At 72.7% G+C, this 12,235-nt stretch carries 12 protein-coding genes; 9 read left to right on the top strand and 3 right to left on the bottom strand.

Annotated elements, in window-relative coordinates:
• Nucleotides 1-62: 62 nt before the first annotated feature.
• The 5 genes from ACSU6L_RS17150 to ACSU6L_RS17170 all read left to right on the top strand — a co-directional run bounded on the left by ACSU6L_RS17150 (nt 63) and on the right by ACSU6L_RS17170 (nt 3,844).
• Nucleotides 63-905: a DUF4097 family beta strand repeat-containing protein gene (locus ACSU6L_RS17150; protein ID WP_437057776.1), complete on the top strand. Its 843-nt coding sequence runs from the start codon at nt 63-65 to the stop codon at nt 903-905.
• Between the two features lie 113 nt (nt 906-1,018).
• Entirely contained in the window at nt 1,019-2,044 is a 1,026-nt protein-coding gene (locus ACSU6L_RS17155; protein ID WP_437057778.1) for an ATP-binding cassette domain-containing protein, read from the top strand.
• Complete coding sequence (locus tag ACSU6L_RS17160; protein ID WP_437057780.1) at nt 2,041-2,832, top strand: ABC transporter permease; 792 nt, start codon at nt 2,041-2,043, stop codon at nt 2,830-2,832. Before ACSU6L_RS17155 ends, ACSU6L_RS17160 begins: the two co-directional genes overlap by 4 nt.
• Before the next feature lie 286 nt (nt 2,833-3,118).
• Complete coding sequence (locus ACSU6L_RS17165; protein WP_437057782.1) at nt 3,119-3,484, top strand: hypothetical protein; 366 nt, start codon at nt 3,119-3,121, stop codon at nt 3,482-3,484.
• Nucleotides 3,485-3,634: 150 nt separating this feature from the next.
• Nucleotides 3,635-3,844: a DUF4287 domain-containing protein gene (locus tag ACSU6L_RS17170; RefSeq protein ID WP_073943188.1), complete on the top strand. Its 210-nt coding sequence runs from the start codon at nt 3,635-3,637 to the stop codon at nt 3,842-3,844.
• Between the two features lie 19 nt (nt 3,845-3,863).
• On the opposite strand, the gene ACSU6L_RS17175 is transcribed toward ACSU6L_RS17170, so the two are convergent.
• Nucleotides 3,864-4,829, bottom strand: a complete 966-nt coding sequence (locus ACSU6L_RS17175; protein ID WP_437057784.1) for an LLM class flavin-dependent oxidoreductase — start codon at nt 4,827-4,829, stop codon at nt 3,864-3,866.
• Nucleotides 4,830-5,139: 310 nt separating this feature from the next.
• On the opposite strand from ACSU6L_RS17175, the gene ACSU6L_RS17180 reads away from it, so the two are divergent.
• The 3 genes from ACSU6L_RS17180 (at nt 5,140) to ACSU6L_RS17190 (ending at nt 10,866) form a co-directional block, all read left to right on the top strand.
• Complete coding sequence (locus tag ACSU6L_RS17180; RefSeq protein ID WP_437057786.1) at nt 5,140-9,297, top strand: nSTAND1 domain-containing NTPase; 4,158 nt, start codon at nt 5,140-5,142, stop codon at nt 9,295-9,297.
• Between the two features lie 178 nt (nt 9,298-9,475).
• Nucleotides 9,476-10,099, top strand: coding sequence for a UTRA domain-containing protein (locus ACSU6L_RS17185; protein WP_437057788.1), 624 nt, complete (start codon nt 9,476-9,478; stop codon nt 10,097-10,099).
• Between the two features lie 8 nt (nt 10,100-10,107).
• Nucleotides 10,108-10,866: a glycosyltransferase family 2 protein gene (locus tag ACSU6L_RS17190; RefSeq protein ID WP_437057790.1), complete on the top strand. Its 759-nt coding sequence runs from the start codon at nt 10,108-10,110 to the stop codon at nt 10,864-10,866.
• On the opposite strand, the gene ACSU6L_RS17195 is transcribed toward ACSU6L_RS17190, so the two are convergent.
• A complete protein-coding gene (locus ACSU6L_RS17195) occupies nt 10,856-11,044 on the bottom strand; it encodes a ferredoxin (RefSeq protein WP_365516883.1) in 189 nt (62 codons plus the stop codon). The two genes, ACSU6L_RS17190 and ACSU6L_RS17195, sit on opposite strands and share 11 nt — an antisense overlap.
• 74 nt (nt 11,045-11,118) lie before the next feature.
• A complete protein-coding gene (locus tag ACSU6L_RS17200; RefSeq protein WP_437057793.1) occupies nt 11,119-11,298 on the bottom strand; it encodes a hypothetical protein in 180 nt (59 codons plus the stop codon).
• A 48-nt stretch (nt 11,299-11,346) separates the two neighbouring features.
• Here ACSU6L_RS17200 and ACSU6L_RS17205 point away from each other — a divergent pair, with 48 nt between their 5' ends.
• Nucleotides 11,347-12,126, top strand: a complete 780-nt coding sequence (locus tag ACSU6L_RS17205) for an SDR family NAD(P)-dependent oxidoreductase (protein ID WP_437057794.1) — start codon at nt 11,347-11,349, stop codon at nt 12,124-12,126.
• Nucleotides 12,127-12,235 lie beyond the last annotated feature (109 nt).

A 12,235-nucleotide genomic window follows, 5' to 3' on the forward strand; every position in this document is an offset into this window, starting at 1 on the left:
CTTCACCCAGACCACGTCCCACCAGCGGGGACGCCCTGAAGACCCAAGAGGACGGGACAGCCATGCCTTCTTTCGACACCGCCGCGCCGATCTCCGTCACCGCGCATGTGGACGCCGGTTCCATCCAGTTCACCGCGGGCGACCGCGTCGACACCGTCGTCGAGGTGCGGCCCCGCGACCCGAAGAAGGATCTGGACGTGCGGGCAGCCGACCAGACCCAGGTCACCTACGTCAGCGGCGTACTGACCGTCAGGACGCCCAAGCCCAACCTGTTCGGCCGCACCGGGACCGTCGACGTGACGGTGGAACTTCCCACGGACTCGCGCATCGACATGACCGGCGCCTGGGCCCAGGTGCTCGGCGAGGGCCGGCTCGGCGAGGTCCGCGTGAAGACCTCGTCCGGTGACGTCCGCTTCGACACGACCGGCCCGCTCAGGCTGACCGCGTCGCACGGCTCGATCACCGTGGACCGGGTCGAGGGTTCGGCCGAGATCACCACCAGCTCCGGCAGCATGCGCGTCGGCCTCCTCGACGGCCCCGCCGTCCTGAAGAACTCGCACGGCACCACGACGGTCGGCGCCGCGACCGGCGAGCTGCGGGTGAGCGGCGCCAACGGCGACATCGAGATCCGGCGCGCCGAGGACTCGGTCACCGCCACCACCGCCCACGGCACGCTCCGGGTCGACGACGTGGCCCGTGGCACGGTCCAGTTGGAAACCAACTACGGCGCCATCGAGGTCGGCGTGCGCGAGGGCACGGCCGCCTGGCTCGACGTCAGCTCGACTTCCGGCCAGGTGCGCAACACGCTCACCGCGTCCGAGACCCCGGACGCGACCGAGGACACCGTCAAGGTCCGCGCCCGCACCAAGTACGGCAACATCGACATCCGTCGCGCCAAGGTCTGAGCGCCGCGCCCCGAGCGCCACTCCCCCAGCGCCGCATCACCGCATCACCGCGCCCTCAAGCGGCTTCATCTCCACCCGCTTCAGTCCACTTCAGCCTTCAAACGGAGGGCCTCATGCCTTCTTCTGTCATGCCCATGTCCAGCCCCCGACAAGGTGACGGTCAGCCCTCGCCGGTCGCCGTCTCCGCCGCCGGGCTGCGCAAGTCCTACGGCGACAAGACCGTCCTCGACGGCATCGATCTGCGGATCCCGGCCGGGTCCGTGTTCGCGCTGCTCGGTCCGAACGGTGCCGGCAAGACCACCGTCGTGAAGATCCTGTCCACGCTCATCACCGCCGACGCCGGCGAGCTGCGGGTCGCGGGCCACGATCTCGCCGCCGACCCGCAGGCCGTGCGCGCGGCGATCGGGGTGACGGGGCAGTTCTCCGCCGTCGACGGCCTGATCACCGGCGAGGAGAACATGCTCCTCATGGCCGACCTGCATCACCTGTCCAAGCGTGAGGGGCGGCGGGTGGCCGCCGAACTGCTGGAACGCTTCGACCTCACCGAGGCCGCGAAGAAGCCCGCCTCCACCTACTCCGGCGGCATGAAGCGCCGCCTGGACATCGCCATGACCCTGGTCGGCAGCCCGCGGATCATCTTCCTCGACGAGCCCACCACCGGCCTCGACCCCCGCTCCCGCCACAACATGTGGCAGATCATCCGCGAACTCGTCACCGGCGGCACCACCGTCTTCCTCACCACCCAGTACCTCGAAGAGGCCGACGAACTCGCCGACCGCATCGCCGTCCTCAACGACGGCAGGATCGCCGCGGAGGGCACCGCCGACGAACTCAAGCGGATCGTCCCCGGCGGACACGTCCGCCTCCGCTTCACCGACCCGACCGCCTACCACCACGCCGTCTCCGCACTGCGCGAGGCCTCCCGCGACGACGAATCCCTCGCCCTGCAACTGCCCAGCGACGGCAGCCAGCGCGAACTGCGCTCCATCCTCGACTGGCTGGACTCCGCCGGCATCGAGGCCGACGAACTCACCGTCCACACCCCCGACCTCGACGACGTCTTCTTCGCCCTGACCGGAGGCACCGGCGTCACCGGCGTCACCACCCAGCCGAACCAGTCCAAGGAGGACGCCCGATGAGCTCCCTCTCCCTGGCCGTGCGCGACTCGTCCACGATGCTGCGGCGGAATCTGCTGCACATGCGGCGCTATCCGTCCCTGACGCTGAACCTGCTGCTCACGCCGGTCATGCTGCTGCTGCTCTTCGTCTACATCTTCGGCGACACGATGAGCGCGGGCATCGGCGGCGGTCACGGCGACCGGTCCCAGTACCTCGCGTATCTGGTCCCCGGCGTCCTGATGCTGACCATCGGCGGCACCACCATCGGCAGCGCGGTGTCCGTCTCCATGGACATGACCGAGGGCATCATCGCCCGGTTCCGCACGATGGCGATCCACCGCGGGTCGGTGCTCATCGGGCACGTCGTCGGCAGCGTGCTGCAGTGCGTGATGAGCGTGCTCGTCGTCGGCGCCGTCGCCGTCGCGATCGGGTTCCGGACCACGGATGCCACGGTCCTCGAGTGGATCCTGGCGGTCGGGCTGCTGACGCTCGTGTCGCTGGCGCTCACCTGGATCGCGGTCGGCATGGGCCTGTCCAGCCCGAACGTCGAGGCCGCCAGCAACAACGCCATGCCGCTGATGATCCTGCCGCTGCTGTCCAGCGCCTTCGTGCCGGTCGACGCGATGCCGGGCTGGTTCCAGCCGGTCGCCGAGTACCAGCCCTTCACCCCGGCCATCGAAACCCTGCGCGGGCTGCTGCTCGGCAGCGAGATCGGCAACAACGGGTGGCTGGCCGTGGCCTGGTGCGTGGGGCTGGCCGCGCTCGGCTACGTCTGGTCCAAGTCGCTGTTCAACCGGGACCCCAAGTAGGGACCGCACTCGGCGGCTCGCCCCACCCCGGGGCGAGTCGCTACCGTGTGCGTCCATGAGCGGGGGATCAATACGTACGGCACCTTGCACGTGGTGCGGGACGCCGGTGCCTCAGCCACGGCGCTGGCGCACTCGGCGGTACTGCAGCAAGGCACATCGCCGCAGGAACCGGATCGTGGAAGCCATCGGCAACTTCCTGGACAGCATCAGCTCTTAGCGCGGCAATGTCCGGGCCGTCGGCGGTCCGTGGGGCCAGGCAGGCGCCGCTCGGCTAGGCTCCTCAGGCATGTCTCACCCTGACGACCTGCTCCTTGGCATCGCCGAGGCGGTGGAGGCGCAGCACAGCAGTCGGATGTCCCTGACCGTGGTGGTCCCCGGAGCCGTCATCACGGGACGGCTGGCGCCGGAGGACATGTGGAAGGAACGCGTGGCGGAGGTGCTGCGGGACTCGGAGGATCTGCAGCCTTTCGCGGGTGTGTTCGCCCGGTCCGGCGGCGGTTCCACCGATCGGCGCCCCACCCATCTCCACTTCCATCTCGCCCGCATCCTCCAGGGCAGCTTCGGCATCCCGGACACCGGCGGCATGTACCGCGTCGCCATCCAGGATGTGAGCGCCTGGACCATCGGGGACATCGGCTACTCGGATCAGTGAGCCCCTCGCCGCACCGCATGTGACGCGGGACACCTTTTCCGGGCGATGAGTTCCGGCGCGGTCCGCGGTCTTCAACAACGCCGGCACCGCACGCGGACGCCGGCACCGCACGCGGACGACAGCGCCGCACGCAGAGGGGATGCCACCACCATGACCGCAGCCGCCGTGAAGGGTCCCGCCAGCTACTTCCCGTCGATCGAGAAGAAGTACGGCCGTCCGATCGCCGAGTGGAAGGAGGTCATCCGCGCCTCCGGACTGACCCGGCACATGGAGCTCGTCGGCATGCTCAAGACCGAGCACGGGCTGGGGCACGGACACGCCAACGCGCTGGTCGCCCACACCCTCGCCGAGGGGCTGTGATCAGGCCCGTCGGCTGTGGTCAGGCCCGTCCCTTCCCGACCGCCTCGCGTACGGCCGGTGCGACCTCCTGGGCCCAGCGGGCCAGAGTCGTCGGGTCGGCGGTGCCGTGGTCCGCGGCGAAGAGGGTGAAGCCCGAGGCGCCGTGGTTCAGGACCGCGTCCGTGAGTTCGTCGGTCCACTGGGCGACCGAGCCGCCGAGCCAGCGGCCGTCACCGTCGCGTGGAGCGGCGAGCGGGCGTTCGGTGATCCGGCCAGGCAGGTTGAAGATCGTGCGGATGGCGGCCGGGTCGCGGTCCGCGGCGCTCGCCGCCTCGTCGACGACCGGGCGTGAGGTCCGGTACCGCTCGCTGCGCCAGTCCGCCGCGTGGCCGGGGATCCAGCCGTCGGCCACCCTGCCGGTCGCGGCCAGCGACTTGGGGCCGACCGAGCCGGTCCAGATCGGCGGCGCGGGGACGGGAGCCGGATCGATGCCGTTCACCTGGTAGTGCCGGCCCTTGAACGTCACCGGGTCGCCGCCGCCCGACAGGAGCTTGACCAGGATCATCGCCTCCTCGAACGCCTCGACCGCCGCCCCCGGCGACAGGCGGGGCACGCCCAGGTCGGCGATGCGGTCCCACAGGCCGCCGGCGCCCATGCCGAGGACGACGCGGCCGCCGGAGATCGCCGAGAGGGAGGTCACCGTTCTCGCCAGCAGGGGTGCCGGGCGGCTCGGCAGGTTGGTGACGTTGGCGAAGCCGGCGATGTGCCGGGTGCGGCCGAGGAGGAAGCCGAGGGCCGCGTACGCGTCGATCCGGTCGCCCAGGTAGGGGTGGTCGGAAAGGGAGAAGTGGTCGAGGCCGTCGCGGTCGGCCTGCTGGACCAGGGTCAGCACTTCGGGTGTGTCCGCGATGCCGGTCGGGGCGCCGAAGCCGAAGACGACGGGTCTCGCGGAGATGTCGGTGCCGGATTCCTCGTATGCCGGTTCGAACGTTTGCTGGTCGCGCATCGCCAGTCCTCCCCCAGGAACACCAATAGGTTCGTGTCACGAACCATATTGGTTCGTGACACGAACTTCAATCGGTGCCCCGGATGCGATCGTCGGCACCGGTCCCTCCCCTCGTGGGGACCGGTACCGGACGATCGGGTTCCACACTCGCGCTGAGTGGTGGAGCGGCTACTGTGTCGGGTTCGGTCGAGATCCTGCCATTCAGTGGCTCCGAGGAGGAGGTTCCGGTGCCGGAATCCCGGCTAAGCCGCAGGTCAGACATATAGAGTGAGTTTTCCGGTCCGGATGTCCCAGGTGGCGGAAGTAGGGGGTGAAGGCCTTGGGTTCCGACTCAGGGGCGGCACGCACAGCCTTCGCTGAACGGCTCGCGCTGCTGTACAGAGAGGCCGGCAATCCGCCACTGAAACGGGTCTCCGAGGCGGTCGCACGACTGGAGCGGATCGACGAGCGGGGGCGGCCCGTACGGGTGTCCGCGCAGCGGATCAGCGACTGGCGGCGGGCGAAGAACGTGCCCGCGCAGTTCGCGGCGCTGGCGGCGGTGCTCCAGGTGCTGATCCCGCAGGCCCGCCGGAACCGGGCCGTCCCGGTGAGTCCCGGGCTGTACGACGTGGCCGACTGGCAGCGGCTGTGGGGGCGGGCGGTGGCCGACCCGGTCGCCGAGCGGCCCGAGGAGGCCAGGGAGGCCGGGGAGGCCGGGGAGACGGAGGAGCCGGCCCTGCCCGGCGGTGTGTGCCCGTACCGGGGGCTCGCCGCCTACCGGCAGGAGGACGCCCGGTGGTTCTTCGGGCGGGAGCGCAGCACCGAGACGCTCGTCGCCCGGCTCGACGCCCTGGAGAAGGCCGGTACGGGCGGCCTGATGATGCTCGTCGGCGCCTCCGGTGCGGGGAAGTCCTCGCTCCTCAACGCCGGTCTGGTGCCGGCGCTGCGCGACGGGCGGACCCGGCAGGTGCTGCATCTCGTACCGGGCCCGGACCCGCTCGGCGAGCTGTGCTCGCGCGTCCCCGGGCTCGCCGGGGTGCTGGGACGGGTCAGCGGGGCGGCGGGCGGGGCCGACGCCCCGGACGGGAGCGACGCGCCCCCCGCTGAGGCCGGCGGGCCGGACGACGGCGCCAACACCCTGCACGAGACCGGCACGCCGACCACGCCGAGCACGCCGAGCACCAACGGCACTCCCCACAACCCCGGCCCCCCGTCCGCCCCCGCCCTCCCCCCAGACACAACCACCCCCCACTTCGCCCATGCCGTCCGCCGTGCCTTCGCCGAGTGGGCGGAGCCCGGGGCTCGGCCGGTGGTGATCGTCGATCAGTTCGAGGAGGCGTTCACGCTCTGTCCCGACGAGGGTGACCGGCGTGCCTTCGTGCGGGTGCTGCACGCCGCCTGCTCTCCGGGTCCCGGGCCCGGCGGGTCGCCGCCGGTGCTCGTCGTGCTCGGCATAAGGGCCGACTTCTACGACCAGTGCCTGCGTTACCCGGAGCTCGCGGACGCGCTCCAGCACCGGCACATGGTGCTCGGGCCGCTGACCACCACCGAGTTGCGGGAGGCGGTCACCGGGCCGGCGAAGGCGGTGGGGCTGGAGCTGGAGCCGGGGCTGGCGGAGCTGATCGTGCGGGAGGTCGGCGCGGACGGGGCGCGCGCCCATGACGCGGGCGTGCTGCCGCTGCTCTCGCACGCCCTGCTGGCCACCTGGCAGCGCCGCAAGGCGGGCCGGCTGACGCTGGCCGGGTACCGCGCGGCGGGCGGCATCCAGGGCGCGGTGGCGGCGACCGCCGAGCGGGCCTGGTCCGGGCTGGACCCGGCGGCCCGGACGGCGGCGCGGTTATTGCTGCTCCGGCTGGTCCGGGTGGGCGAGGACACCGCCGCGACCCGGCGGCGCGGCACCCGGCGGCAGCTGGCGGACGAGTCGACGGACCCGGACAAGACGGAGGAGTCGCTGGAGGCGCTGGTGCGTGCCCGGCTGGTGACCCTCGACGCGGAGACGGTGGAGATCACCCACGAGGCGCTGCTGCACGCCTGGCCCCGGCTGCGTGACTGGATCGACGAGGACCGGGGCGGCAATCTGCTGCGCCAGCGGCTGGAGGAGGACGGCCGGGCCTGGGAGGAGTCGCACCGGGACTCGGCGCTGCTGTACCGGGGGTCGCGGCTGGAGCAGGCGGACAGCTGGGCGAAGTCCGCCGGGGACACGTTCCTGACGCGCGGCGCGGTGGAGTTCCTGGCCGCCTCGGTGCGGCTGCGCCGGCGGACCGCGTGGATCAGCCGGGGGGCGATCGCGGCGCTGGTGGTGCTCGCGCTGGTGGCGGTCGGGTCGGCGCTGGTGGCCTGGCAGCAGCGGGACGACGCGGTGTTCGAGCAGGTGGTCGCCGAGGCCGACCGGGTCCAGCACACCGACCCGTCACTGTCCGCGCAGCTCGACCTGGTGGCGCACCGGCTGCGCCCGAACGACGCCGGTACCAACAACCGGCTGATCTCGATCGTGAACGCGCCGCTGGCCACGCCGCTGCTCGGCCACACCGGCGCGGTCTACCTCACCTCGTTCAGCCCGGACGGCCGTACCCTCGCCACCGCCAGCTACGACCGGACCGTACGGCTGTGGAACGTCACCGACCCGACCCGGCCCGAGCCCCTGGGCAAGCCGCTGACCGGCCACTCCAGCTGGGTGAGCAGCGCGGTGTTCAGCCCGGACGGCCGCACGCTCGCCAGCGCGGGCGACGACGGCACCGTCCGGCTGTGGGACGTACGGGACCCCGCTCACCCGCGCCCGCTGGGCAAGCCGCTGACCGGGCACGAGGGCACGGTGTACCTGCTGGCGTTCAGCCCGGACGGCCGGACCCTCGCCTCCGCCAGCGAGGACCACACGGTCGGTCTGTGGGACGTTCGGGAGCCGGGGCGGGCGCGGGCGCTCGGGAAGCTGTCCGGGCATGACGCCGCCGTACGGTCGGTGGCGTTCAGCGGGGACGGGCGGGTCCTGGCGGCCGGCGGCGACGACACCACGATCCGGCTGTGGGACACCGCAGATCCGCGCCGCCCTAAGCCGCTCGGCCCGACGCTGACGGGTCACACGGACACCGTGCACTCGGTGGCGTTCAGCCCGGACGGCCGGACCCTGGCCAGCGGCGGCGCGGACGACACCGTCCGGCTGTGGGACGTGGCCGACGCCGGGCACGCCGCCCGGCTCGGCGCCCCGCTGACCGGGCACACCGGCCCGGTCTGGTCGGTGGCGTTCAGCCCGGACGGCCGTACGCTCGCCGCCGCCAGCGCGGACAGCACGGCCAGCCTGTGGAACGTCAGCGACCGGGAGTACCCCGCTCAGGTGGGGGAACCGCTGGCGGGCAGCAGCGGGGAGATGTACGCGCTCGGGTTCAGCCCGGACGGGCGCACCCTGGCCACCGGCAGCGGTGACAGCAAGGTGCGGCTGTGGTCGCTGCCGACCTCCGACATGATCGGCCGCAGCGGTGCGTTCAGTCCGGACGGGCGGTTGCTCGCGACCGCCGCGCGTGACGGCAGGGTCCGGTTGTGGGACGTACGGCGGACGCACCGGCCGGTGCGGCTGGGCGAGCCGTTCGTGCCGGGGGACGGCGGCGACCGGTCGCTGGCGTTCTCGCCGGACGGCAGGCTGCTGGCGGTGCTGACGGCGAAGCGGTCGGTGTACCTGTGGAACGTCGCCGACCCGGAGCATCCGGTTCCGGCGGGCCCGCCGATCACCCTGCGCACCCGGTTCATGGGGCCCGACGCGCTGGCCTTCACCCCGGACGGGCGCACCCTGGCGACCGCCTACGACGACCGGACCGTCCGGCTGTGGAACATCGCCGACCCGGCCCGGCCCCGGCCGCTCGGCACGCCGCTCACCGGCCACCGGGGGTACGTCAACGCGCTGGTGTTCAGCCCCGACGGGCGCACCCTGGCGAGCGGCAGCGCGGACGGCACCCTGCGGCTGTGGGACGTGACCGACCCCGCGCGGGCCACCCGGCTCGACGCACCGCTCACCGACCACCGCGGCCCGGTGAACGTGCTCGCGTTCAGCCCCGACGGGCACACCCTGGCCAGCGGCAGCGACGACGACACGGTGCGGCTGTGGACCCTCGACGACCCTCTTGAGGGCGCCCGCCCGGCCGCCACCCTCACCGGGCACACGGAGGCGGTCGTGTCGCTGACGTTCAGCGGCGACGGCCGGACCCTGGCGAGCGGCGGCAACGACAACACGGTCCGGCTGTGGCACGTCGCCGACCCTGGGGACGCCGAGCCGATCGGCCAGTCCATGAGTCCCAACGGCAAGACCGGCAACTTCCTCTCCTTCAGCCCCGCCGGGAACATGCTCGGCGTGTCCAGCGGCACCGACACCGTGCGGCTGTGGAACCTCGACGTCGACCGGGCGATCCAGCACATCTGCGCGACCACGCGGGGCGTACTGACGCGCGAGAAGTGGGCCGAGTACCTTTCGCGCCTCTCCTACGACCCGCCGTGCGACGGCTAGTCGAGTGATACCGCTCACAACCCTTCGGCGGTCTGAGGCAGTCGGGTCCCGTCGTGCGGGCCGCCTTGTTAGGCTGGGTGTCAGCCCGATCGCTGGTGTATCCCCCGTCACCAGCGATCGGGCACTTCCATGTCCGGCGCAGCCGGGCGGATCGCCGCCCTCCGCATAGGCTGGGGCCGTGTCCCAGGCGTACGAAGAGACCACGGACCCGCGGCGGCCCGGGCGCACCCCGGCTGTCCGTGACAACAACCGCCACCAGTGGGAGAAGGACCGCGCCCGGCAGCCGCGGGCCGCCCGCGCCCGCACCGGCGCCACCGAGCGCGACACCGGAGTCCACACCGGCGACCTGGAGTTCGTCGCCGCCTACCGGCGGACCGTGGCGACCGCGGAGCTGGCCGAGGCGTTCGGCGTCCCGGAGGGCACTCCCCTGCTGGAGCGCGCCTACCGCACCCGGCACGCCGACGAGGCCGCCCCGTTCAGCATCGTCACCTCCTACCTGCGCCGCGATCTGATCGACGGCAACCCCGACCTGCTCGACGAGACCAACGAACCCTGGCCGGGCGGCACCCAGAGCCAGCTGCACTCCGTCGGCATCGAGGTGGACCGGGTCGAGGAGCGCGTCACCGCCCGCCCAGCCCGCCCGCTGGAGGCCCGGGAGCTGGACCTGCCGCCCGGCGCGCCGGTGCTCCGGCTGCGCAAGACGTCGTACGACATCCACGACCGGGTCGTCGACGTGTCCTTCCTGACGCTGCCCGGCGACCGTACCGAGCTGCGTTTCACCACTCACCTGGAAAGGTGGTGAGCGCGCCCGTGAGCCGGCGCATCACCGTCGTCACCGCCGTGCACGCCCCCTCGGCCGGCTTCCTGTCCGAGGCGTACGAGTCGCTGCGCGCCCAGCGGCTGCCCGAGGGCTGGGAGTGGCGCTGGCTGGTCCAGGAGGACGGCGAGACGGACGCCGTGCGCCCGCACGTCCCCGACGACGAGCGTGTCACCTTCCGGCAGGGGCGGCCCGGCGGGCCCGGTGTCGCCCGCACGATCGCGCTGGCGCACGCCGACGGGGAGTACGTGAAGGTCCTCGACGCCGACGACCGGCTCACGCCGGGCGCGCTCGCCCGTGACCTGGCGGCCCTGGAGGCGGATCCCGGCCTTGGCTGGGCCACCTCCCGCGTCCTCGACCTTCTCCCCGACGGCTCGACCGTCGGCTTCCCCGACGATCCGGAGGAGGGCCCGCTGGAGCCCGGCACCGTCCTCGCGCACTGGGCGTCGAACGGCTACCGCGCCCCCGTCCACCCCGCCTCCCTGTTCGCCCGCCGCGACCTGCTCCTCGCGCTCGGCGGCTGGATGGCCCTGCCCGCCTCCGAGGACACCGGGCTGCTGCTCGCGCTGGACGCGGTGAGCCGCGGCTGGTTCACCGGGGAGGCCGGTCTGCTCTACCGCAAGTGGGAGGGCCAGGTCACCGGGCAGCCGGCGCACACGCACACGGCGGAGCGGCAGGCCCGGATGGCGGTGGTGGAGGCCCGGGCGCGGGCGCTGGCGGGGTGCGGGTGGCGGTGGCCCGTCACCCGGTGAGGGTGATCGCCTGGGACGGGCAGCCCTCGGCCGCCTCGCGCACCCTCGGGTCGTCGTCGGTCTCCTCGCGGCCCGGCAGCACGGCGCCGAGACCGTCCACCGCGGTGAAGACGTGCGGCGCGCGGTACACGCAGTCACCGGAGCCGTAGCAGAGCTCGGGGTCGACGCGGACCTTCATGTGCCCTCCAGGCGGTCGCTGATCAAGCCGGTCGTCATCGCTGAACTGCCCGGCGGGCGCCGCCCCGAACCCGGTCAGCCGGCGGTACCGGCCGTCGTCAGCCACCGGGCCGGGCGGCGGACCGTGGTCTCGTCCAGCCGGTCCACAAGGGTGTGGACGGCGGTCCGGTCGTCGTCCGTGAGGTCGTAGAGGCCCGCCTTGCCGAGGCCCCCTTCACGGACGGCTTGGCGCGGCGACCATGGCTGACGGAGCATCACTTTTCCAGAGGTAGCCGATCTCCGGCATTCACGTACCTTGATCGGATGAACTCGCATAGCTATCTGTCCGACCTGTTCTCGCTCGACGGCCGCGTCGCCCTCGTCACCGGCGGCAGCTCCGGGATCGGGCGGGCCATCGCCGGGGCGCTGGCGCGGGCCGGCGCGCGAGTGGTGGTCGTGGCGCGCAGGGAGGCGGAGCTGCGGGCGACCGTGGCGGAGCTGACCGCCGACGGCTGCCGGGCGGACTGGGTGAGCGCGGACCTCGGCGACCGGCGGGCCGTGCGGGAGGCCGCCGACCGGGCCGCGGCCGTCTTCGGGGAGCCGGACATCCTCGTGAACTCGGCGGGCGTCAACCTGCGCCCGCCGCTCGGCGAACTCGGCGACGACGTCTGGGAGACCACCCTCGCCGTCAACCTGGAGGCGCCCTTCCTGCTCGGGCAGCGGTTCGGGACCGGCATGGCCGAGCGGGGCTTCGGGCGGATCATCCACATCAGCTCGCAGCAGGCGCACCGCGCGTTCGTGCAGAGCGGCGCGTACGGGGTGTCCAAGGGCGGACTGGAGTCGCTGGCCCGGTCGCAGGCGGAGGCCTGGTCGCCGTACGGCGTCACCTGCAACACGCTCGTGCCGGGCTTCGTGATGACCCCGCTCAACGAACGGCTGTCCTCCGACCCCGCCAAGGTCGCCGAGCTGGCCGCGCGCACGATGACCGGCCGCAACGGGCTCGCCGAGGACTTCGAGGGCGCGGCGGTGTTCCTGGCGAGCCGCGCCTCCGCGTACGTCACCGGACAGTCGCTCTTCGTGGACGGCGGGCTGTCCGTGCACTGACCCCCGCCGACCGGTGCCGACGGCACTGACGTGTGATCAATTACTGGAACCACCAACCCCTTTGGGGCAGTGTTTCCTCACATGGGGAGCGTTCCGAATCAGGGTCTGC

The organism is Streptomyces sp. enrichment culture, assembly GCF_964272855.1.
Taxonomy (GTDB): Bacteria; Actinomycetota; Actinomycetes; order Streptomycetales; family Streptomycetaceae; genus Streptomyces.

Bases quoted from the DNA above. Each gene is read 5' to 3' on its own strand.
- ACSU6L_RS17200 (WP_437057793.1), bottom strand. From the start codon at position 11,298: ATGCTCCGTCAGCCATGGTCGCCGCGCCAAGCCGTCCGTGAAGGGGGC.
- ACSU6L_RS17175 (WP_437057784.1), bottom strand. From the start codon at position 4,829: ATGCGCGACCAGCAAACGTTCGAACCGGCATACGAGGAATCCGGCACC.
- ACSU6L_RS17165 (WP_437057782.1), top strand. From the start codon at position 3,119: ATGTCTCACCCTGACGACCTGCTCCTTGGCATCGCCGAGGCGGTGGAG.
- ACSU6L_RS17150 (WP_437057776.1), top strand. From the start codon at position 63: ATGCCTTCTTTCGACACCGCCGCGCCGATCTCCGTCACCGCGCATGTG.
- ACSU6L_RS17195 (WP_365516883.1), bottom strand. From the start codon at position 11,044: ATGAAGGTCCGCGTCGACCCCGAGCTCTGCTACGGCTCCGGTGACTGC.
- ACSU6L_RS17170 (WP_073943188.1), top strand. From the start codon at position 3,635: ATGACCGCAGCCGCCGTGAAGGGTCCCGCCAGCTACTTCCCGTCGATC.
- ACSU6L_RS17160 (WP_437057780.1), top strand. From the start codon at position 2,041: ATGAGCTCCCTCTCCCTGGCCGTGCGCGACTCGTCCACGATGCTGCGG.
- ACSU6L_RS17205 (WP_437057794.1), top strand. From the start codon at position 11,347: ATGAACTCGCATAGCTATCTGTCCGACCTGTTCTCGCTCGACGGCCGC.
- ACSU6L_RS17155 (WP_437057778.1), top strand. From the start codon at position 1,019: ATGCCTTCTTCTGTCATGCCCATGTCCAGCCCCCGACAAGGTGACGGT.